Origin of the sequence: Aestuariimicrobium sp. G57 (assembly GCF_050110855.1) — a bacterium.
In the GTDB taxonomy this organism is placed as follows: Bacteria; Actinomycetota; Actinomycetes; order Propionibacteriales; family Propionibacteriaceae; genus Aestuariimicrobium.
The window spans coordinates 114,580-134,059 of record NZ_JBNINW010000004.1; the positions used below are offsets into that span (position 1 = coordinate 114,580).

A 19,480-nucleotide genomic window follows, 5' to 3' on the forward strand; every position below is an offset into this window, starting at 1 on the left:
ACGCGGGGTCAGCGCGTCCGCCGGGCCGGACCATTACTGTGGTGGGGTGCAGATTGTGGACTGGTTCTCGGACGGGTCGATCGTCGTGGTCGACCTGGCGCTGGCATGTTGCGCCGTCGAAACCGAGTTCGCCATGCCCGAAGGCGCCCCACGGCTCGACCGCGTGCCCCACGGCGCGCTCGTCGTCGCCGTCGTCTCGGGCACGCTGACCGATGTGGTCGCGCCGCTCGTGGCCGACACCATTGCGGGGCTGGGTGGTCAGTCGATGGGTGGTCAGTCGCCGGACGGACGGGTGCACGTGGTCAGCTTCGGCGCCTGTGCCGCCGCGGGCGGGCCCTACTGGGACTCGTACTCGGTGACCAAGGGTGTCGACCAGTTGGTGGACGTCGACCACTACATCGCCGGCTGCCCGCCCCCGCCATCTGCGCTGGCCGGGCACATCGAGTCGTTGCGCGAACAGTTGGCTGCCACCCCGGGGAGCAACCGATGACCACCCGCTTTCCCCTCGGCGGTGTCAACGAAGGCATGGGCCCCGATGACCAGGTGCGCCAGGTGGCCCCTGATGACTGGATGACCGCAGTCGCCGCGGCGCTCGCGACCCATCCCTGGTTCGACTCCCTGCACGCCATCGACGAGATCGGACGCCCCGATGCCGACGGCACCGAGGTCATCCGCGTGGTCTGCCGGCTGGTGCACTGGGCCGACGACGGCACACCCAGCGGGCTGCAGGTGCACACCCGGGTGCCGCGCGAGGCACCGCAGCTCAGCTCGCTGGCCGGGGTGGTGCCGGGCGCGGTGTGGCATGAGCGCGAGGCACACGACTTCTTCGGGGTGGTTTTCGAGGGCGGCGACGACCATCCGTTGCTGGTGCACCGGGCCGAGGGCATCGAGTCGAGCCCGCCCATGCTCAAGCATGTGGTGCTCGGGGCGAGGGTCGTCCAGCCGTGGCCGGGGTCGAAGGACCCCGACGACACCGCCCAGGCCAGCCGGCGGCGCATGGCCCCGGCAGGGGTGCCCGACCCGCAGGTGTGGGGCGAGCGCGCCCCCGGCGACCCGGCGCAGGCCGACGAGGTCACCCAGGCCCTGACCGGTGGCCGGGTCAGGAGGCGACGATGAGCGAGCCGAGCCGGCAGGGTGTTGTTCAGCAGGGTGTTGGGCAGACCGGCGTGGTGCAGCACGGGTCGATCCGGCTCATCGAGTCGAAGTGCACCTCGTGCATGATCTGCGTGCGCGAATGCCCGACGTGGTGCATCCACATCGAGTCGCACAGCGAAGCCGATGGGCCGGCCGCAGCCGGGCAGGCGGGCCGCGGCCGCGAACGCCGCCACAACGTGCTCGACAGCTTCGACATCGACTGGTCGCTGTGCATGTACTGCGGCATCTGCATCGACGAATGCCCCTTCGACGCGCTCGAATGGGCGGGCGCTCATGTGGCCGGGGTTGATCGCCGAGCCGACCTGGTGCACGACCGGACGGTGCTGGCCCACGCCGGTGAAGTGCCAGCCGCCCAGACTGACGTCCAGCCGCCGGGCACGCCGTGCTGAGGTGGCTGCGCAGGGTGCTCACCCTGCGCGCGGAACAGGTGCGCGATGCGTGGCGCATCAACCATGTGCGCCGCGGCTTCTTTGGCACCGTGCTGATCACGATCGGCTCGTTCACCCCGGCCTACCTGCCGCAGGCCTCGCCGTTCTGGCCGGCGATGCGCGCGCTCAAACTCGACAACCCCGTCGCCGAGATCATCGGCACCGGCCTGGTGCTGGCGGGGGTGGCGCTGCTGGTGTCGGCGTGGTTCAGGCTGCGTCCTTGGGGTGATGACCGCATGGTCGAGGCCTACAGGCACGTGCGCCACTGGGCGGTGCTGATCATCTGGGGCGGGCCGTTCGTGCTGGCGCCGCCGATCTTCAGCCACGACGCGTATTCGTATGCGGCGCAGGGCTGGCTCGTGCACAACGGCATCAACCCCTATGAACAGGGACCCGGGGTGCTGCCCGGCGGGTTCGCCGACCAGGTGGCCTGGGTGTGGCGGTTCACCCCGGCGCCGTACGGGCCGCTGAGCCTGCAACTGCAACATTTCCTGGTCGACCTGGTCGGGCACGACCCCTACATCTCAGCCGTGGTGATGCGGGTGCCGGCACTGGTCGGCGTCGCCCTGATCGGTGCCCTGCTGCCGCGGTTGGCCGCCCGCATGAAGATTGACCCGGCCAGCGCGGCCTGGTTCGCCACGCTCAACCCGGTGCTGGTCATCGACTTCATCGGCGGCGCCCACAACGACGCCCTGATGATGGGGCTGGTGGTGCTGGCGCTGTGGCTCACCCGCATCGTGGGCTGGGGTTGGGTGCCGGGGGCGGTGATCATCGGGGTCGCGGCGGCCATCAAGCAGCCGGCACTGCTGGCGGCCTACGCGTTGCCACTCGTCCACAGGCCGTGGCGCAGACTCGAACTCGGCGAGACCCTGGACATCATTGCGCGGGCCATGGCCGCCATGACGCTGGCCATCGGCACGTTCGCGGGGGTGTCGTGGCTGACCGGGCTCGGGTTCGGCTGGCTGAACGCAGTCAACGTGCCCGGCCTGGTGGTCACGGTCAGCCCGTTCACCGTCATCGGTCAGGCTCTGTCGTGGGTCTTCGACGTGGTCGGCTGGCAGTCCGGGGCCGAGGGGGCCGTGCGCTGGTCGCGATCGGTGGGCCTGCTCACCAGCGTCGCCATCGTGGGCACACTGGCGGTGACGGTGGCCAGGCGTCGTCCGATGACGTTCCTGTCGTACTCCTACCTGGCGGTCGCAATCTGCGCGCCCGCGCTGCACTCGTGGTACGTGCTGTGGGGCGGGCTGCTGCTGCCACTGGCCAAGCCGAGCCCCAAGGCCATCCGGGTGGCGGTCTGGGCGACGGTCGTCCTGCTGTCGTACGCGGCCATCAACCTGGCCTTCCGCAACGGGGCGCTGTCGCTGGGCGTGGCCGCGATCGGGCTGTATTTCTGGCAGAGTCGCACCGAAGACCTGAAGGCCCAGCGCCGGCACCGGCGAGCGGCCCGCCAGCGCGAGAAGCAGCGAAACGCCCCCTAGCGAGAGGACCCGCCGATGAGCCAGGCCACCACCGAACCCGAGCTGATCCTGGGTGTGCATGATGGCATCGGCGCGATCCGGTTGAACCGGCCCCGGGCCATCAATGCGCTGACCCACGAGATGATGGCGGGCATCGGCGCTGCGCTGCAGGAATGGCAGCACGACGAGCGGGTGCAGCGCATCGAGATCACGGGTGCGGGCGAGCGGGGCATGTGCTCGGGTGCCGACGTGCGGGCGCTGCGCCAGCACATCGTCGAGGGCCGCCCTGAACAGGCAGTGGCATTCTTCGAGCTCGAATACCCGATCAACGCGCTGATCGCCGAATATCCCAAGCCGGTGTGGTCGGTGATGGACGGCATCACCATGGGCGGCGGCATGGGCCTGTCGCTGCATGGCACCCGTCGCATCGGCACCCACACCACGTCGCTGGCAATGCCAGAGGTCGGCATCGGACTGTTCCCCGATGTCGGGGCGACGTTCGAGTTGTCGCGGATGCCCGGCCAGACGGGCACCTGGATGGCGCTGACCGGCAACCCCGTCGACGCCTCGTCGGCGCTGTGGGCCGGGCTACTGACCGAGACCGACGAGCTGGCCACCCACCCGGACGACTCGTGGCTGACGGTCAATCGCGGCTGGATCGACGAGTGCATGGCCGGTGATGACGCCGTCGAGATCGTCGGTCGCCTGGGCGAGCATGCCGACCCGGCGGCGCGCGAGACGGCTGCGGTCATCTCGGGACGCAGCCCGCTGTCGGTGGCGGTCACCCTCGAACTGCTGCGTCGCTCGGCGAACGCACCGACCGTGCGGGCCGTCACCGAGGTCGACCAGGTGCTGGGCGAGAACTTCATGCACGACTCGGACTTCGCCGAGGGCGTGCGGGCCCAGCTGGTCGACAAGGACCGCAACCCGCAGTGGCGGCACGGGTCACTGGCCGAGGTGTCACGCGACGAGGTGCTGGGCATGTTCGAGGCCCGATAACCTGTGCCGCATGCGCATCTCGACCCTGAACGTCAATGGTCTGCGGGCGGCGTCCCGCCGGGGGTTGGGGGAGTGGCTCGCGCGACGCCAACCCGATGTCATCGCGCTGCAAGAGGTGCGCTGCCCCGTCGGTGAACTGCCGCTCGAGGTGCTCGGCGACTACCTGCTGACCTATGAGTCCGGCACCATCCCGGGACGCAACGGCGTCGCCGTGCTGACGCGCACCCCGGTCGCGGCCGTCCGCTCGTGGGGTGATGCGGTCGTCGGCGCGACATCGACGACGGAGCCGCAGCCATTGGCCGTCGAGCAGGTGCCGCTGGCGCGAGAGCTCGGCTACTTCCGGGGGCACGGGCGCTACCTCGAGGTCGACCTGGCCGACGCGCCTGTGACCGTCGCGTCGGTCTACGTGCCCAAAGGCGGACGACCGAGCGACGACACCGAACCCGCGTACGAGGCCAAGCTCGCGTTCATGGCAGGGTTCGCCAAACAGGTGACCCGCGCCCGGCGGGCGGCGGCCGCCCGGGGCAGGCACTACCTGCTGATGGGCGACGTGAACATCGCCCACACGGCCGACGACCTGGCCAATGCCGCGGGCAATGTGCGCAACCCCGGCTTCCTGCCGGTCGAACGGGAGTGGTTGACGTCGCTGGTGGGGCCTCGCCGGCTCGTCGATGTGGTGCGTTCGTTGCACCCCGGGGTGAAGGGGCCGTACTCGTGGTGGTCGTGGCGCGGCCAGGCGTGGACGAATGACTCGGGCTGGCGCATCGACTACCACCTGGCAACTCCCGGGCTGGCGGCGCTGGCGCGTGTGGGGGGTACTGATCGTGACGAGTCGTACGAGGCTCGGATCAGTGACCATGCCCCGGTGAGTGTCGACTACGACCTCTGAGGTTTGGGGGAGGGGGTCCGGGGCGCGACGGCGGGGACGACGGCGGGGACGACGGCGGGCGCGACGGCGGGGACGACGGCGGGCCGGGCGCCCCCGTGGGGCAGGCCCGGCCCGCTGATCGATCAGGGCTCTGCTGAGCCCGCGAGTCACTTCTTCTTCGACTTCTTCTTGTCCTTCTTCTTCTTCTTGTCCTTCGCCATGTGTGTCCACCCCCTTCGTGGTGTCAAGGTTTCATTGACGTGTGAGTCAATCAGGTGTTGACGGTGATGTCAACTGCTTGTTGACTGGCGGCGTGTCGGGGGCGTGGTCGGTGATCTTGCACAAGTGGCACGGGTGCCTCGTCCGCACGTTGGTGGGGCTGGATCGGTGGCACAACTGGCACTCGTGCCGCGTTCGCAGGTTTGGGTGGGTCCTGGGTGGCTGGACGGGCCTGGGCTGGGATGTCCGCGGGGCTGGTGTGGGCCGCGTTCCTGCACAAGTGGCACCAGTGCCTCGTCCGCACGTTGGTGGGGCTGGATCGGTGGCACAACTGGCACTCGTGCCGCGTTCGCAGGTTTGGGTGGGTCCCGGTGGGTGGACGGGCCTGGGCTGGGATGTCCGCGGGGCTGGTGTGGGCCGCGTTCCTGCACAAGTGGCACCAGTGCCTCGTCCGCACGTTGGTGGGGCTGGAACGGTGGCACAACTGGCGCTGGTGTCAGTTCTGCAGGTTGGGGCGGGTCCTGGTGGGTGGACGTGCCCGTGCCGGGGCAGTGCGCGGCTGGGGGTGGGGTCGGTGATCTTGCACAAGTGGCACGGTGCCTCGTCCGCATGCTGGTGGGGCTGGATCGGTGGCACAACTGGCACCTGTGCCGCGTTCGCAGGTTTGAACGCACCCACCGGCCGGTCGATACGATGCGGCCATGGCCAGCACCGAACCGACCCCCGACCCGCGTGCCGATGCGCTGCAGGCTTTGGACACCGCCCGTCGGCGCCGCGAGAAGGCCGAACGTGAAGAAGAGGCTGCGGTCGTCCGCGCTCGAGAGGCCGGTGCATCGTGGGCCCGGATCGGTGCGGTCTACGGGTTGACGAAGCAGGGTGCACAGCAGCGGTTCAAGCGGCCGGCCGAACCTGCACCCACCACCCCCTCGGCCGGGGATCGCGACGACAGCTAGGGTTTGTGACGTGCGCAACACGTCGAAGAAACTGACCAAGCTCAGCGTCATCGGGGCGGGTGCCGTCGGCACTGCCGTCGCCTACGCGAGCATCATCCGGGGATCGGCCCAGCAGGTCGCCCTCTACGACATCAACGAGGCCAAGGTCGTCGCCGAGGTCAAAGACCTGCAGCACGGCACCCAGTTCACCCCCGTCACCGAGGTGATGGGCGGCTCTGACCCGGGGGTGGTGGCGGGCTCGGACGTCGTGGTCGTCACCGCCGGCGCCAAGCAGAACCCCGGCCAGACCCGGCTCGACCTCGCCGCCAAGAACGTCAAGATCCTGGGCCAGATGCTGCCGCAGCTGCTCGAGCACGCCCCCGATGCGGTCTACGTGCTCGTCACCAACCCCGTCGACGTGCTCACCTACGAGGCCACCCGCATCGCCGGGCTGCCGGCCGGCCGCGTGTTCGGGTCGGGCACGTTGCTCGACACCAGCCGGTTGCGGCTGATGCTGGCCCAGAAGGCGCAGGTCGCGCAGGGCAATGTGCACGCCGTCATGATGGGTGAACACGGTGACACCGAGTTCCCGGTCTGGTCGTCGGCCACCATCGGCTCGGTGCCGCTGCGGGAATGGGAGCGCGACGGCAAGCCCGTCTTCACCGACGCGGTGCTCGACGAGCTGGCGCATTCGGTCACCAACGCCGCCTACGAGGTCATCGAGGGCAAGGGCGCCACGAACTACGCCATCGGCCTGGCCGGGGCGCGCATCGTCGAGGCGATCATCAACGACGAACAGGTGATCCTGCCGGTCTCGACGGTGCTCGACGACTACCGCAGCATCACCGACGTCGCGCTGTCGGTGCCGTCGCTGATCGGGCGCCAGGGCGTGACGAAGGTCTACGAGATCCCCATGTCGGTGGCCGAGCGCAAGCAGCTGCGCGCATCAGCCGACACGCTGCGCGCCGCGTTGGACGAGCTCACGGCCAGTGCACCAGCCCAGGAGGGCTGAGCATGGCGGCGTCCGACCGCAAGACCAGGCCCACGGCGCAGACTGTCGACGAACTGGTCGCCGGCATCGAGGACGAACGTCGCCGCGCTGACGTGACGGCGCTGCTGGCATTGCTGGGCGAGGTCACCGGTGAGCAGCCGGTCGTCTGGACCGGTGGCATCATCGGTTTCGGCGACCAGACCTACACCACCGCTGATGGCAAGCAGCACCAGTGGATGCGGCTGGGGTTCGCCAACCGCAAGGCCGCACTGACGCTGTACGGGCTGACGTACTACGGGTCGAACGTCGACCTGCTCGACCGGCTGGGCAAGCACACCACCGGCAAGGGCTGCCTGTACATCAAGCGGCTCAGCGATGTTGACCGGGACGTACTGTTCGAGCTCGCCGAGCGGGCGTGGGCCCAGAACTCGGACTGACTGCTCGGGCGTGATGGCTGCGGCCGGATGGGCATGGACCCGTCCGGCCGCAGGCATCACCGCAGTTGCCTACTCAGTTGCCGCAGGGCGACACGTTGCGCCAGTTCGCCACGGTGTCGGTGACGTTCATCGTGCCGTCGCTGCCATAACTGAGCGTCAGCAGGCGGTTGCCGATCTCACCACAGCCGGAATCCTTCTCGACGAAGTCCCAGCTGCCCAGCGCGTACTTGTACTGGATACTCGCGCCCTCGATGCCGGTGAGCGTGATGCGCCACTGGGTGTCGCTCAGCTGGGTCATCGCCCCCTTGGTGGGGTCCCACTCCGCCCCGCCGAGAGGCACCAGCGAACCGGCGATGTGCACAGGTGTGCTGCCGGCCGGGACGGTCACCGTGAACACCACGTCCACCTGCCGGGCATCCGCGGTGGCTGTGACGTGCGCCGACCACGGCGAGATGTTGGCCGACTGGTCGACCGCCCGCACCGCGTAGTCATAGCTGCTGCCCTGGGCCGCGCTGGTGTCGGTGAACGTGGTGCCGGTCACCGAGCCGATGACCACGAACCCGTCTGACGAGCCAGCCGCCCGCCTGCCGACCTCATAGCCGTACAGGGTGGGGTCCGCCGTCACGGCCTGCCAGGTCAGACTCACCTGGGACGGGCCGGCAGTGACAACGGCCAGCCCTGTCGGTGCCGCAGGTGGGGTGGTGTCGTCAGAATCGAGCACGGTGAGGGTGCCCGGCTGCGTCGCCGGGGCATTGCCGGCGACCGGGCCCGACAGGTCGGCGTACAGCCACGTCTGACCGTCATCGGTCGAGTAGCGGTAGACGTAGTCGAACATGCCGGCGCGGGTCAGCGGCAGCGTGGCGACGTACTCGTCATTGTTGCCGGCCTGCACGTTGAACGCGGCCTCCTGCCAGGCCCATTCGGGTGAGTCCGGGGCGCTGCCCTGTGGCCCGAAGCCGAGCTGGGCCCGGATGCCCGGCGCCTGCCCCGGTGCCTCGGTCAACCCCTCGGACCAGACCTGTCCGTACACGGCCGCCGAGCGCGTCGATGCCGACACCGTCGCAGTCAGGGTTGGGGGCCACTGCAGATTGGCCCACCCGATCGATGCCCGCGGGGTGGCGGTCACCTCGTTCGATTCGGTGCCCTCGTTGCCGGCGGCATCGACCGCGCGGACGATGAAGTGCTGCCGCTGGGCATTGGTCAGCCCGGTGGCGGTGAAGGTCGTCTCCGTGATGGGGGACTGGTTGAGCTTGACCCAGCCGCCACCGCTCAGCGGCGAACCATAGACGTTGTACGCGACCGCCCCCTCGACCGGGGACCAGTCGAGCGCCACGGTGCCGCTGCCCACGTCGCCGACCCGCAGGCTGGTGGCCCCCGGACCGGACAGGTCGACCTCGCCGGTGGCGAACCAGGCTGCGGCCCCGGCCGGCAGCGTCACGATGACCTGCCCATCAGCGACCACCGCCGTGGCACCCTGGCCCATGTTGGCCGTCATCGTGGCGGACAGCTTGGTGCCGTCGGGCAGGTAGCCCCGCACCGGCACCGTGATCGTGCGGGCCACCGTCGCGGTGTTGACCACCACGATGCCGCCACGGGTGCCGATCTTGCGCCCATACGCCAGGGTGCCGTTGGCATCATCGGCGAGCAGCGCGGCGAAGTCACCCTGGGTCAGCGCCGGGTCGGCCGCGCGTGCCTTCGCCAGTGCGGCGTAGTGGTTGTACAGGGCCATGTCCCGGCCGCTGCCCCACGGGTAGGTGCGGCGGTCGTCCGGGTCGTCGGCGCCCGTCAGGCCGACCTCGTCGCCGTAGTAGATCGTCGGCATGCCGGCCTGGGTGAACTGGATCAGCGTGGCCAGGGCCAGCCGCTTGGTGCCGGCGGCCTTCGCGGCGGCCGCGTCACGCTCAGGACCGTAGGCCCCCGGGGTCAGCGACCACAGGATGCGTTCGGTGTCGTGGCTGTCGAGGATGTTCAGCAGCGAGTAGTAGGCGGCGTCCGGGTAGTCCTCCCGCACCGACGAGAGCCGGTTGAGGAACTGGCTGGGGCTCAGCTGGTAGCCGGAGTCGGGGAAGCCCTTGGCGTCGAAGGGCTGCGGCGCGAGCAGCCCGATCACGGCGTCCCGCAGTCGGTAGTTCATCGTCGTGTCGAGCTGGTCGCCGCGCAGCTGGCGCAACGTCTCGGAGTTCTTCTGCCATGCCTCAGAGATCGTCAGGGCCTCGGGGTTGGTGCCCTTGACCACCTCGCGGAACGTCTGCCAGTAGCCGTCGGGGAAGGACGCGTCGGTGGAGACGTCCATGCGCCAACCGGACGCACCCGAGCGCAGCCAGTGCTTGGCCACCGAATCGGTCGAGGTCAGGAAGTATTCCTGCACCTGCGGCAGTGACTTGGTGAGCACCGGGATCGAGTCGAAACCGAACCAGGCCTCGTAGTTCATGGTGTTGGGGCCGTCGGGACCGGCGCAGGGGCCGCCGGCCTGGGGCTGGAACGTGAACCATTCGCGGTAGGGCGAATCGACCGACTCGCACGCACCCACGGTGGGGTAGTGGCCGTAGCGGTCGAACATCGGGCTGTCGGAGCTCATGTGGTTGAACACCCCATCGAGGATCACCCGGATGCCCAGCTCGCGGGCATGCTTGATCAGGTTGTCGTAGTCCTTCTGGGTGCCGAAGTACGGGTCGATCTTGTAATAGTCCTGGGTGTCGTAGCTGTGGTTCGAGCCGGCATCGAAGATGGGGTTGAAGTACAGCGTGGTCACGCCCAGCTGCTTCAGGTACGGCAGCTGCTGGTCGACGCCCTTGAGGTCCCCGCCGAAGTAGTCCCGTCCGCGGGGCGTCTCCTTCTGGCCCTGTCCCCACGTGGGTACGGGTGGGTAACGCCACGGGCACGTGGACGTCGTCGCGCCGGCGTAGTTGCGGCAGTAGCCCTCGGGCCGGGTGCCCCAGGCCAGCTTCAGCACCGGGTCGTCATAGCGGGTGTCGCCCGACTTGGCGTCGTTGTTGGACCGGCCGTTGGCGAACCTGTCGGGGAAGATCTGGTACACGACCTGGTTCGGTGCCCATGCGGGTGAAGTGAAGCCCGGCACGTGCAGCATCAGTGCCCAGCTGTTGTCGACGACCGTGTCGGACGGGCGCCCCGGGCCACCATCGAGGGCGGCGGTGTCGTCGGCGTAGTACACGGTCTTCGCGCCGTCCTTGATGATGAACCGGTACCAGAGGTTGTCGGCCTGGTGGTCGGCAGGCAGGGTGTGTTCCCAGTAGTCGCAGGACGAGGCAGCCAGCGTGGGCTCGTAGCAGCTGACGCCGGTGGCGGCCCGGGTCATGGCCACGACGCGCTCCCGGCCGTCGGCGACCGAATAGAGCCTCAGGTCGACCGACGTGACGTCATTCTGGAGGGTGCGGAACCGGATCGTGACCGCAGTGCCTTCGGGTACCGCGCCCTGGGGCGTGCGATAGACGGTGCTGCGGGAGTCGTGCTTCAGCCCGTCCCATTCGACGTTGCCGTCGGGGGCGGCGGTCGGCACGGCGCCGATGGACGGCGCGCCGGCGGGTGCTGAGGATGGTGCTGGCGGGCCCGCCATGGCGGGGACGGCCAGGCCCACCAGCATGGCGAGGCAGGACAGGATGGCGGCCAGTGGTCGGCCGAGGTGGCGCTTCATTGCGGGGGACCTCCAGAGGGGCGCTCGAGCGATCGCTCGCGAGCAGCATTCCAAATGGGTCCGACAAATTTGTCGAGTCGAGCAAACTGGGTGACCCAGCCCTGTTCGGCGGCGGGCCGGCAGAAGCCCCACTAGGGTTCATGACAAGCAACGATGCTGACCTTGGAGGATCAATGGCGATCAAGAACATCATGTGCTTCGGCGACTCGCTGACCTATGGCTGGGTGCCGGTACCCGAGGGGGTGCCGACCACCCGCTACGCCCCGGACGTGCGCTGGACCGGCGTGCTGGCACAGACGCTCGGCGAGGGCTACCACATCATCGAAGAGGGCCTGTCCGCCCGCACCACCGCCGTGGACGACCCCACCGACCCCCGGCTGAATGGCTCGACGTACCTGCCCTCGGCGCTGGCCAGCCACCTGCCGCTCGACCTGGTCATCATCATGTTGGGCACCAATGACACCAAGCACTACTTTCACCGCACCCCGCAGGACATCGCGGTGGGCATGTCGCTGCTGGCCGGCCAGGTGCTGGGCAGCGCGGGTGGGGTGGGCACCGGCTACCCGGCCCCGAAGTTGTTGATCATGTCGCCCCCGCCGCTCGCAGACCAGATGGGCCACCCATGGTTCAGCGTGATCTTCGACGACGAGTCGGTGGACAAGTCCAAGGAGCTCGGCCCGCTGTACGCCGCCCTGGCCGACTTCATGAAGGTCGACTACTTCGAGGTCGGCTCGGTGCTGACCACTGACGGGGTCGACGGCATCCACTTCACGCCCGAGAACAACCGGGCCCTCGGCGAGGCGTTGGCAGACAAGGTCCGAGACCTGCTGGCCTGAGCGCGGCCCCGTCCACAAAACTGCCCTGCACGCAACGACACATTTGCCCCCGCTTCGAAACAGGGGCAAATGTGCCGTTCAGGGGCAGTCAGCTACCGGCCCACGGCCCAGCGGCATCGTCAGGACAGCTGACCCTCGTACAGGCACTGCACCAGGCCCTCGAGGTTTTGCTGCACGGCATCGCGGGCGGCCACGGTCACCGGGGCCATCACATAGGTGTCGGGCTTGTCAGCCAGCAGCTGCCTGACCGCCTCGAGCGCAGCCTTGTCGGCATAGGTGTAGTAGTTGATCTTCTGCACGCCACGATTGATGCACTCGCGGTACTCGGCGGGGCTCAGCCCCGAGCCGCCGTGCATCACGATGGGCACACCCGCCCGCTCGCGCAGGGTCGAGAGCAGGTCGTAGTTGATGTTTGGCTCGGCCTTGTACAAGCCGTGCACGGTGCCGAATGAGCACGCCAGCGCGGTCACGCCCGTCTCGGCCACGAACTCCGCAGCCTGCCCCGGGTCGGTGTACAGCGACGTGTCACCCACGCCCTCGGCGCTGTCCACGCCGTCCTCGCGGCCCGGCATGACGCCCAGTTCGCCCTCGACCCCGTGGCCGTACTCGTTGGCCAGCTCGACGACCTGTCTGGTCTGGGCCAGGTTCTCTTCCCAGGGCAGCCGCGACCCATCGAACATGGCCGAGTTGAACCCGATCTCGAACCCGCGCCGGACGAAGTCGATCGACTCACCATGGTCGACGTGCACGACGAGCGGCGCCGTGGAGCGCCTGGCCAACTCGAGCATCACCGGGCCGATGTCGTCGATCGAGACCACGGGGTCGTGCACCTCGGCGTGCTGCACGATCATCGGCACACCGTGGTTCTCGGCCACCTTGATCGTCGCCAGCAGCAACTCAAGCGTGGGTGTGTTGATCGCGGCGATGCCGCAGTTGTTCTTCTCGCCGTATGCGAGGGCTTCCTTCAGGCTGATCAGCATGACCTGCATGCTATGGCGACCATCCCCGGCGTGAGCCGGCCGCCCACGGAATGCAGCCCAACCTCAGCGGTAGTTGGTGAACTGGACCGCGAAGTCGTAGTCAGCGGTCTTGATCATGCGCTGCACCTCTTGCAGGTCGTCGCGGCTCTTCGACGAGATGCGCAGCTCATCACCCTGGATCTGGCACTTGACCCCCTTGGGGCCCTCGTCACGCACCAGCTTCGAGATCTTCTTCGCATTCTCCTGGCTGATCCCCTCGCTGGTGGTCGCGGTGATGTGCCACTGCTTGCCCGACAGGCGCGGATCGCCGGCGTCGACGGCCTTCAGGTTGATCCCGCGCTTGACCAGCTTCGACTGGAACACGTCCCAGATGGCCTTCACTCGTTCCTCGCCGTTGCTGGTCATCTCGATCGCCTCACCCGACCAGCGGATCGACGAATCGGTGTTCTTGAAATCGAATCGCTGCGCGATCTCGCGTGCGGCCTGGTTCAGTGCGTTGTCGACCTCCTGGCGGTCGACCTTGCTGACGACGTCAAATGAGCTCTCGGATGCCATGGGCCCATGCTAGTCAATCGCCGCCTGTACGGCCCGGCCCCGGCTCGTCCGACCAGGGCCCTAGGCTGACTGCATGACTGAGCGCATGCAGTGGCAGATCATCGACCGCGCCATGGGACGTCTGGCCGCCCTGTTCGCGGTGGCCTCGGTCGCGATGGCCCTGGTGATGGGGCTGCGCGGGGCGAAGAACCAGTTGTTCGACGCGTTGGTGGCGTTCGGCATGACGATCGTGTTCCTGGCCCTGTGGTTCATGTGCCACAAGCTGACCAAGGTGCGTGTGTTCGTCAACGAGGGTGGCATCGGACGAACCGGTGGCCGGTTGGGCAACTTCACCGCACCCTGGGACACGGTCAGGCAGGCGGCCATCGGATCGGGCCTGCTCGGCGGCCAGGCGCCCTACCTGATCGCCGATGTCACCGGACGAAACCGCGGCATCAGCGACTTCTCGGCAGCCGGCAGCCCCTTCAAGGGCGCGAACACCTCACTGCCCGTCGAGGCGGCGCTCGTCGACCAGTTGCGGGGCGTGCTCGAGGCCCGCGGGGTCTTCCGCGACGAGCAGACCTGGGTCGAACCGGGGCGCCGCTGAGCCGCAGGTTTCCGGTGCCGGGGCCCAAATTGATGGGGGTGCCCACTTTGGGCTATCGTTGTCGATCGCTGGGCACCCACCCGGCATGGCAGGTTGCCCGAGTGGCCAAAGGGAGCGGTCTGTAAAACCGTCGGCGTCGTCCTACGTTGGTTCAAATCCAACACCTGCCACCAGGCCCCGGATCGGATGGATCCGGGGCCTGAGTGTTTTCTGGGGTCTGAGTGCTTCTGGGACCTGAGTGTCTTTCGGGGCCGGGTGTTTGGTGGACGGCCGTGGGCCGGGGTCGACTCAGGCCAGCAGCGCGCCCGCGGCGATGCTGAGCGAACGCTCGAAGATGGTCTCGCGTTCTTCGGCAGTCATGTCCTCGCCGCCGTGGAAGATGTGGTCGGAGACCGTCAGCACCGTGAGCGCCTCGCGCCGGTGGCGGGCGGCCGCAAAGTACAGCCCGGCCGCCTCCATCTCGACGCCGAGCGTCCCCAGGTCGGCCAGCACCTTGGTGATGTCAGGTCGCGTCCCATAGAAGAAGTCGGACGAGAACACAGCACCGACACGGGCTTCGATGCCGGCCTTCTCGGCCGCGGCCACCGCGCCGGAGAGCATCTTCCAGCTGGCGGCGAGTGACAGGGTGAGCCCCGGCGCCTGGATCGTGGCCACCTGCGAGTTCGTGTGCGCCGCGCTGCCGATCACCACATCGCGCACCTTCACATCGTCGGCGATACCGCCGCACGTACCCACCCGGCAGATGCGCTGCACGCCGTACTCGCGGTAGAGCTCCTCGGCATAGATCGAGATCGACGGGATGCCCATGCCCGAGGCCATCACGCTCATGGGCGTGCCCTGCCAGGTGCCGGTGAAGCACTCGATACCGCGCACCTCGCTGACCACGGTGAAGTTGTCCAGGTGCCCCTCGGCGATGCGGCGGGCGCGGCGGGGGTCACCGGGCATGAGCACGAGCGGGGCGATCTCGCCGGGCTGGGCGGTGATGTGCGGGGTGGGCATGGTGGGCCTTTCGGGTGGGGCGGGTTGTGGTCACCACGCTAGGGCAGGGGCTGTGGCACGGGAATCTTCCGAGGGCATGTCAGGCAACCAGATTGAGCCGAGGGGCAGCGTCGCACCCCCTGCGGAGCACGACGCACCCTTTCGGCGCACGACGCACCCTGTGGGCCGGGCCCTCGCGGGAGCGGCATGAACCCAAAGGGTGCGGCGTGCGCCTGACGGGGAGCGGCATGTCCTCAGGGGGCGTGATCACGTCCCCAATCCCGCGGCGATGCCTCGTCCGGTGCCCGCCCGTCACCACGGACCACACAGACCCTGCCAGCCACACCCCCGACGCGAACCACCCCGATTTCCCATCCCCGGCACCGATCCACTAGCCTCTTCACGCAGCGCAGTTCGCCCGACGAGCTCGTTTTGCGCAGCCGTGAAGGGTCCGGTAAGGTTACTCCTCGGCTTGCCCCTATAGCTCAGTAGGCAGAGCGTCTCCATGGTAAGGAGAAGGTCTGCGGTTCGATTCCGCATGGGGGCTCGGAATACGGAGGGGCCCCGGGACGTTACCCCGGGGCCGCTCCACTCCAAGCGGCGGGGTAGCTCAGGTGGTAGAGCAAGCGGCTCATAATCGCTGTGTCACGGGTTCGAGTCCCGTCTCCGCTACCACAACATCACGGCAGCACACTGACAAGAGGTAGACATCATGGCCAAGAAGTCGTCGGACATCCGTCCGAAGATCACGCTCGCTTGCGTGGACTGCAAGGAGCGCAACTACATCACCAAGAAGAACAAGCGCAACGACCCCGATCGTCTTGAGCTGAAGAAGTTCTGCCCCAAGTGCCACGCGCACACCGCGCACCGCGAGACCCGCTGAGGTTTCGCCGCAAAGGCTTCTGACAGGGCCGCCCGCTGCGTGCGGGCGGCCCATTCCGTCCCACCCGGATACTCTTGACCCCATGGCGATCACACCCGAGCATGTGGGGCGCACCTATCCCGCGGACCGGCCCTACCGGGTCAGCCGCGCCAAGATCGAAGAGTTCAGCACCGCGATCATGGATGCGCACCCGAATTACACGCCCGCCGACGACAACACACCGGCGAGCGCACCCCCCACCTTTGCCATGGTGATCGCAGCCCAGGCCTGGCAGCCCGTCTTCGACGACCCCGACCTGGGCCTGGCGCTGCAGCGCATGGTGCACACCGACCAGCGGCTCACGTTCACCCGCCCGCTGCGCGAGGGCGACCTCGTGCACGCGACCGCCACCATCGACAAGGTCCGCAACCGCGGCGACCTCGACCTGATCACCCTGAGCGTCGCCCTCGACGTCGACGGTGAGCAGGTTTGCGTCGCCACCTCGAGCCTGATGCACACCCGGGAGGCCACCGCATGAGCGTCGACACCGTTGCCGTGGGCGACCAGCTGCCCACCCGCGAAGTGCACCTGACAAGGCAGGACGTCGTCCGCTACTCGGGCGCCTCCACCGATTTCAACCCCATCCACTTCAGCGACCGCCACGCCCGCGCCATTGGCCAGGCGGGCGTCATCGCCCATGGCATGTGGACGATGGGTGCCGCACTGGCCGGGGTCATTGAATGGGCGGGCGGCCCCGACCACGTCGTCAGCTACTTCGTGCGCTTCACCCGACCCGTCGCGGTGCCGGACACCGACGAGGGCACCACGCTCACGTTCAGCGGCACCGTCACCGCGGTCGAGAATGGCATCGCCACCATCGCCATCGAGGCCACCTGCGGTGATGACAAGGTGCTGGGCGCAGCAAAGGCAGAGGTACGACTGTGAACGACAAGACCGTCACCGAACCCATCACCGACCTCGTCATCGACTACGGCCCCCTCGAGGATGAGTCCGCCTGCGAGGTGGCACGCGTTGAACTGCCGGCCCGCACTGCAGGCGCGACGTCGACGTCCATGAAACTGGCCGACCACACGACCCTGCACCTGGGCGGCGAAGCCGGCGAACTCGTCGTCGCCACCACCGCCGACGAACTGGTCGAGTCGGTGCGCGACGCCGATGCCCGGGGCATCCCGGTACTGCTGCTGGGCGGCGGCTCGAACCTGGTGATCGGCGATGACGGCTTCGACGGCCGCGTCATCCAGGTCGCGACCAGTGGCATCACCGCCGAGACGTCGGCCTGCTGCGGGGCCATGGCGACCGTCGAGGCCGGCGAGAACTGGGACGACTTCGTCGCAGCCTGCGTCGAGAACGAGTGGATCGGCATCGAGACGCTGTCGGGCATCCCCGGCCAGGTCGGCTCGACGCCCATCCAGAACGTCGGTGCCTACGGGGCCGAGGTCAGCCAGGTGATCAGCCGCGTGCGCACACTCGACCGCACCACCGGGCAGTTCAAGACGTTCTTCCCTGCGGACTGCCAGTTCGGCTACCGCAACAGCATCTTCAAGGCCAACCCCGAGCGCTACGTCGTGCTGCAGGTCAACTTCCAGTTCCTGGTCGGGCCGCTGTCGGCGCCGATCCGTTACCCCGAACTTGCCCGCACACTGGGTGTCGAGGTGGGGCAGCGCGCTCCGATCCGCGACGTGCGCGAGGCGGTCCTGGCCATCCGCGCCGGCAAGGGCATGGTGCTCAACCCCGACGACCACGACACCTGGAGCGCCGGCTCGTTCTTCACCAACCCGATCCTTGACGCTGCCGAGGCAGCGAGGTTGCCCGCGGACGCTCCGCGCTTCGACCAGCCAGATGGACGAGTGAAGAGCTCCGCGGCATGGCTCATTGCCCACGCCGGCTTCGAGAAGGGCCACCCGCTGCAGCTGAACGCGGCGGCCCCGGCATCGCTGTCGACCAAGCACACCCTGGCGCTGACCAACCGGGGCCACGCCACCACCGCGGACCTGCTGGCGGTCGCCCGCGAGGTCAGGGACGGCGTCGAGGCCGCGTTCGGCATCCGGTTGGTGCCCGAGCCTGTGCTGGTGAACTGCGCGCTCTGAGTTCTCGCTCTGAGTTCTCGCTCTGAGTTCTGCAGTGAACTCACGCGCGTGACCCGCGTCACGGCTGGCAGAATTGCGGCCATGACCTTGACAGATCTCTCTGCTGCCCAGCTCGCCGAACTGCATGCCCAGTTCCAGTCGTCGTACGACGACCTGACCAAGGCGGGCCTGAAGCTCGACCTCACCCGCGGCAAGCCGAGCCCCACGCAGCTGGACCTGTCGAACGACCTGCTGACCATTGACGTCGATACCCACGACGCCGCTGGCACCGACCTGCGCAACTACGGCGGCCTGCAGGGCATCCCGGCCCTGCGCGAGATCTTCGCCGAACTGCTGAACGTGCCCGCTGACCTGCTGGTCGCGGGCGGCAACTCGTCGCTGACGATGATGTACGCCCACGTCACCCAGGCGATGCTGTTCGGTGTGCCCGGGGGACAGGGGCCCTGGCGTGACCAGGCCGTGAAGTTCATCTGCCCGGTGCCCGGCTACGACCGCCACTTCGCGATCTGTGAGCGCCTCGGCATCGAGATGGTGCCCGTCGAGCTGGGTGAGCACGGCCCCGACGTCGACGAGGTGGCCACGCTGCTGCAGGACCCGGCGGTGAAGGGCATGTGGGTGGTGCCGATGTACGCCAACCCGTCCGGCGCGGTCTACGACGAGGACACCACGCGCGCGCTGTTCTCGCTGCCCTCGGCCGCCCCCGATTTCCGCATCTGGTGGGACAACGCGTACGCGCTGCACCACCTGACCGATGAAGAGCCCCGTCCCCTCGATGTCATCGCGATGGCCGCCGAAGCTGGCCACCCCGATCGGGTGCTCACGTTCGCGTCCACCTCGAAGGTGAGCTTCGCGGGTGCCGGTGTCGCCTTCTTCGCCTCCTCGAAGTCCAATGTTGACGCCTACCTCAAGGCGACCGGCTACGAGACGATCGGCCCCGACAAGGTCAACCAGCAGCGCCACGTGCAGTTCCTGCGCGACGCCGACGGCGTGCGCGCCCTGATGCGCCGCCACCGCGAGCTGATCGAGCCCAAGTTCCAGATCGTCCGCGAAACGCTCGAGGCCAACCTGGGCGAGTACGGCTTCGCCCGGTGGACCCACCCCGAAGGAGGCTACTTCGTGACCCTGGACGTGCTCGAGGGCACCGCCTCGCGGGTGGTTGCACTGGCCAAGCAGGCGGGCATCGCGCTCACCCCAGCAGGCGCCTCGCACCCGCGCGGCAACGACCCGTTCGACCGCACCATCCGCATCGCGCCGACCTTCCCCAGCGAGGCCGACCTGCGCACCGCGATGCAGGCCTTGACCACCTGCGCCGTTCTCGCCGCGGTCGAGAAGCTTCGCGACAAGGCCTGATGCCAGCGCCGGCGCTCGTCGTCCCGGTCCCATGAGTGTGGGCTGGTTCGACGGGCGGCCGGTTGCCCCTATACTCTTCTTCTTGGT

20 protein-coding genes and 3 tRNA genes are annotated in these 19,480 nt (G+C 68.4%); 19 read left to right on the top strand and 4 right to left on the bottom strand.

Annotated elements, in window-relative coordinates; translation table 11 throughout:
* Positions 1 to 46 precede the first annotated feature (46 nt).
* The 9 genes from ACQCX5_RS10555 to ACQCX5_RS10595 all read left to right on the top strand — a co-directional run bounded on the left by ACQCX5_RS10555 (position 47) and on the right by ACQCX5_RS10595 (position 7,486).
* Positions 47 to 490 (top strand): NADH-quinone oxidoreductase subunit B, encoded by a 444-nt coding sequence (locus ACQCX5_RS10555; protein WP_434541994.1) that lies wholly within the window; start codon positions 47 to 49, stop codon positions 488 to 490.
* A complete protein-coding gene (locus ACQCX5_RS10560) occupies positions 487 to 1,116 on the top strand; it encodes an NADH-quinone oxidoreductase subunit C (protein ID WP_434541995.1) in 630 nt (209 codons plus the stop codon). Before ACQCX5_RS10555 ends, ACQCX5_RS10560 begins: the two co-directional genes overlap by 4 nt.
* The gene (locus ACQCX5_RS10565; protein WP_434541996.1) at positions 1,113 to 1,544 is read left to right on the top strand and encodes a 4Fe-4S binding protein; all 432 of its coding nucleotides are present in this window, start codon (positions 1,113 to 1,115) and stop codon (positions 1,542 to 1,544) included. The genes ACQCX5_RS10560 and ACQCX5_RS10565 overlap by 4 nt, the downstream gene beginning before the upstream one ends.
* A gap of 14 nt (positions 1,545 to 1,558) precedes the next feature.
* Positions 1,559 to 3,061, top strand: coding sequence for a polyprenol phosphomannose-dependent alpha 1,6 mannosyltransferase MptB (mptB, locus tag ACQCX5_RS10570; protein WP_434541997.1), 1,503 nt, complete (start codon positions 1,559 to 1,561; stop codon positions 3,059 to 3,061).
* A 15-nt stretch (positions 3,062 to 3,076) separates the two neighbouring features.
* The gene (locus ACQCX5_RS10575) at positions 3,077 to 4,039 is read left to right on the top strand and encodes an enoyl-CoA hydratase/isomerase family protein (RefSeq protein WP_434541998.1); all 963 of its coding nucleotides are present in this window, start codon (positions 3,077 to 3,079) and stop codon (positions 4,037 to 4,039) included.
* Between the two features lie 10 nt (positions 4,040 to 4,049).
* Complete coding sequence (locus ACQCX5_RS10580; RefSeq protein ID WP_434541999.1) at positions 4,050 to 4,928, top strand: exodeoxyribonuclease III; 879 nt, start codon at positions 4,050 to 4,052, stop codon at positions 4,926 to 4,928.
* Between the two features lie 899 nt (positions 4,929 to 5,827).
* Positions 5,828 to 6,079: a hypothetical protein gene (locus ACQCX5_RS10585; RefSeq protein WP_434542000.1), complete on the top strand. Its 252-nt coding sequence runs from the start codon at positions 5,828 to 5,830 to the stop codon at positions 6,077 to 6,079.
* Positions 6,080 to 6,089: 10 nt separating this feature from the next.
* Positions 6,090 to 7,070 carry an L-lactate dehydrogenase gene (locus tag ACQCX5_RS10590; RefSeq protein ID WP_434542001.1) on the top strand — a complete coding sequence of 327 codons (981 nt, stop codon included), beginning with the start codon at positions 6,090 to 6,092 and terminating at the stop codon, positions 7,068 to 7,070.
* Positions 7,071 to 7,072: 2 nt separating this feature from the next.
* On the top strand, positions 7,073 to 7,486 hold the full coding sequence (locus ACQCX5_RS10595; protein ID WP_434542002.1) for a DUF1801 domain-containing protein: 414 nt from the start codon (positions 7,073 to 7,075) through the stop codon (positions 7,484 to 7,486).
* Positions 7,487 to 7,559: 73 nt separating this feature from the next.
* Here ACQCX5_RS10595 and ACQCX5_RS10600 read toward each other — a convergent pair whose 3' ends face one another.
* Positions 7,560 to 11,138: an alpha-amylase family glycosyl hydrolase gene (locus ACQCX5_RS10600; RefSeq protein ID WP_434542003.1), complete on the bottom strand. Its 3,579-nt coding sequence runs from the start codon at positions 11,136 to 11,138 to the stop codon at positions 7,560 to 7,562.
* Positions 11,139 to 11,311: 173 nt separating this feature from the next.
* On the opposite strand from ACQCX5_RS10600, the gene ACQCX5_RS10605 reads away from it, so the two are divergent.
* On the top strand, positions 11,312 to 11,974 hold the full coding sequence (locus tag ACQCX5_RS10605) for an SGNH/GDSL hydrolase family protein (protein ID WP_434542004.1): 663 nt from the start codon (positions 11,312 to 11,314) through the stop codon (positions 11,972 to 11,974).
* A 119-nt stretch (positions 11,975 to 12,093) separates the two neighbouring features.
* On the opposite strand, the gene ACQCX5_RS10610 is transcribed toward ACQCX5_RS10605, so the two are convergent.
* Positions 12,094 to 12,954, bottom strand: coding sequence for a class II fructose-bisphosphate aldolase (locus ACQCX5_RS10610; RefSeq protein ID WP_434542005.1), 861 nt, complete (start codon positions 12,952 to 12,954; stop codon positions 12,094 to 12,096).
* 63 nt (positions 12,955 to 13,017) lie between these two features.
* Complete coding sequence (locus ACQCX5_RS10615) at positions 13,018 to 13,509, bottom strand: YajQ family cyclic di-GMP-binding protein (protein WP_434542006.1); 492 nt, start codon at positions 13,507 to 13,509, stop codon at positions 13,018 to 13,020.
* Between the two features lie 73 nt (positions 13,510 to 13,582).
* Between ACQCX5_RS10615 and ACQCX5_RS10620 the strand changes: the two genes are divergently transcribed.
* Together ACQCX5_RS10620 and ACQCX5_RS10625 are read left to right on the top strand one after the other, a co-directional pair.
* Entirely contained in the window at positions 13,583 to 14,095 is a 513-nt protein-coding gene (locus ACQCX5_RS10620) for a hypothetical protein (protein WP_434542007.1), read from the top strand.
* A gap of 87 nt (positions 14,096 to 14,182) precedes the next feature.
* Positions 14,183 to 14,268: transfer RNA gene (locus ACQCX5_RS10625), tRNA-Tyr, on the top strand.
* 115 nt (positions 14,269 to 14,383) lie between these two features.
* Here the strand turns inward: ACQCX5_RS10625 and deoD are convergent.
* Entirely contained in the window at positions 14,384 to 15,094 is a 711-nt protein-coding gene (deoD, locus tag ACQCX5_RS10630; protein ID WP_434542008.1) for a purine-nucleoside phosphorylase, read from the bottom strand.
* A gap of 453 nt (positions 15,095 to 15,547) precedes the next feature.
* On the opposite strand from deoD, the gene ACQCX5_RS10635 reads away from it, so the two are divergent.
* The 7 genes from ACQCX5_RS10635 (at position 15,548) to ACQCX5_RS10665 (ending at position 19,393) form a co-directional block, all read left to right on the top strand.
* A tRNA-Thr gene (locus ACQCX5_RS10635) sits at positions 15,548 to 15,620 on the top strand.
* A 52-nt stretch (positions 15,621 to 15,672) separates the two neighbouring features.
* A tRNA-Met gene (locus tag ACQCX5_RS10640) sits at positions 15,673 to 15,748 on the top strand.
* A 37-nt stretch (positions 15,749 to 15,785) separates the two neighbouring features.
* A complete protein-coding gene (gene rpmG / locus ACQCX5_RS10645; RefSeq protein ID WP_434539285.1) occupies positions 15,786 to 15,956 on the top strand; it encodes a 50S ribosomal protein L33 in 171 nt (56 codons plus the stop codon).
* Positions 15,957 to 16,038: 82 nt separating this feature from the next.
* Complete coding sequence (locus ACQCX5_RS10650; protein WP_434542009.1) at positions 16,039 to 16,473, top strand: MaoC family dehydratase; 435 nt, start codon at positions 16,039 to 16,041, stop codon at positions 16,471 to 16,473.
* Positions 16,470 to 16,880: a MaoC/PaaZ C-terminal domain-containing protein gene (locus ACQCX5_RS10655; RefSeq protein WP_434542010.1), complete on the top strand. Its 411-nt coding sequence runs from the start codon at positions 16,470 to 16,472 to the stop codon at positions 16,878 to 16,880. The genes ACQCX5_RS10650 and ACQCX5_RS10655 overlap by 4 nt, the downstream gene beginning before the upstream one ends.
* Complete coding sequence (locus ACQCX5_RS10660) at positions 16,877 to 18,043, top strand: UDP-N-acetylmuramate dehydrogenase (protein ID WP_434542011.1); 1,167 nt, start codon at positions 16,877 to 16,879, stop codon at positions 18,041 to 18,043. Before ACQCX5_RS10655 ends, ACQCX5_RS10660 begins: the two co-directional genes overlap by 4 nt.
* A gap of 81 nt (positions 18,044 to 18,124) precedes the next feature.
* On the top strand, positions 18,125 to 19,393 hold the full coding sequence (locus ACQCX5_RS10665; protein ID WP_434542012.1) for an aminotransferase class I/II-fold pyridoxal phosphate-dependent enzyme: 1,269 nt from the start codon (positions 18,125 to 18,127) through the stop codon (positions 19,391 to 19,393).
* Positions 19,394 to 19,480: the final 87 nt, after the last annotated feature.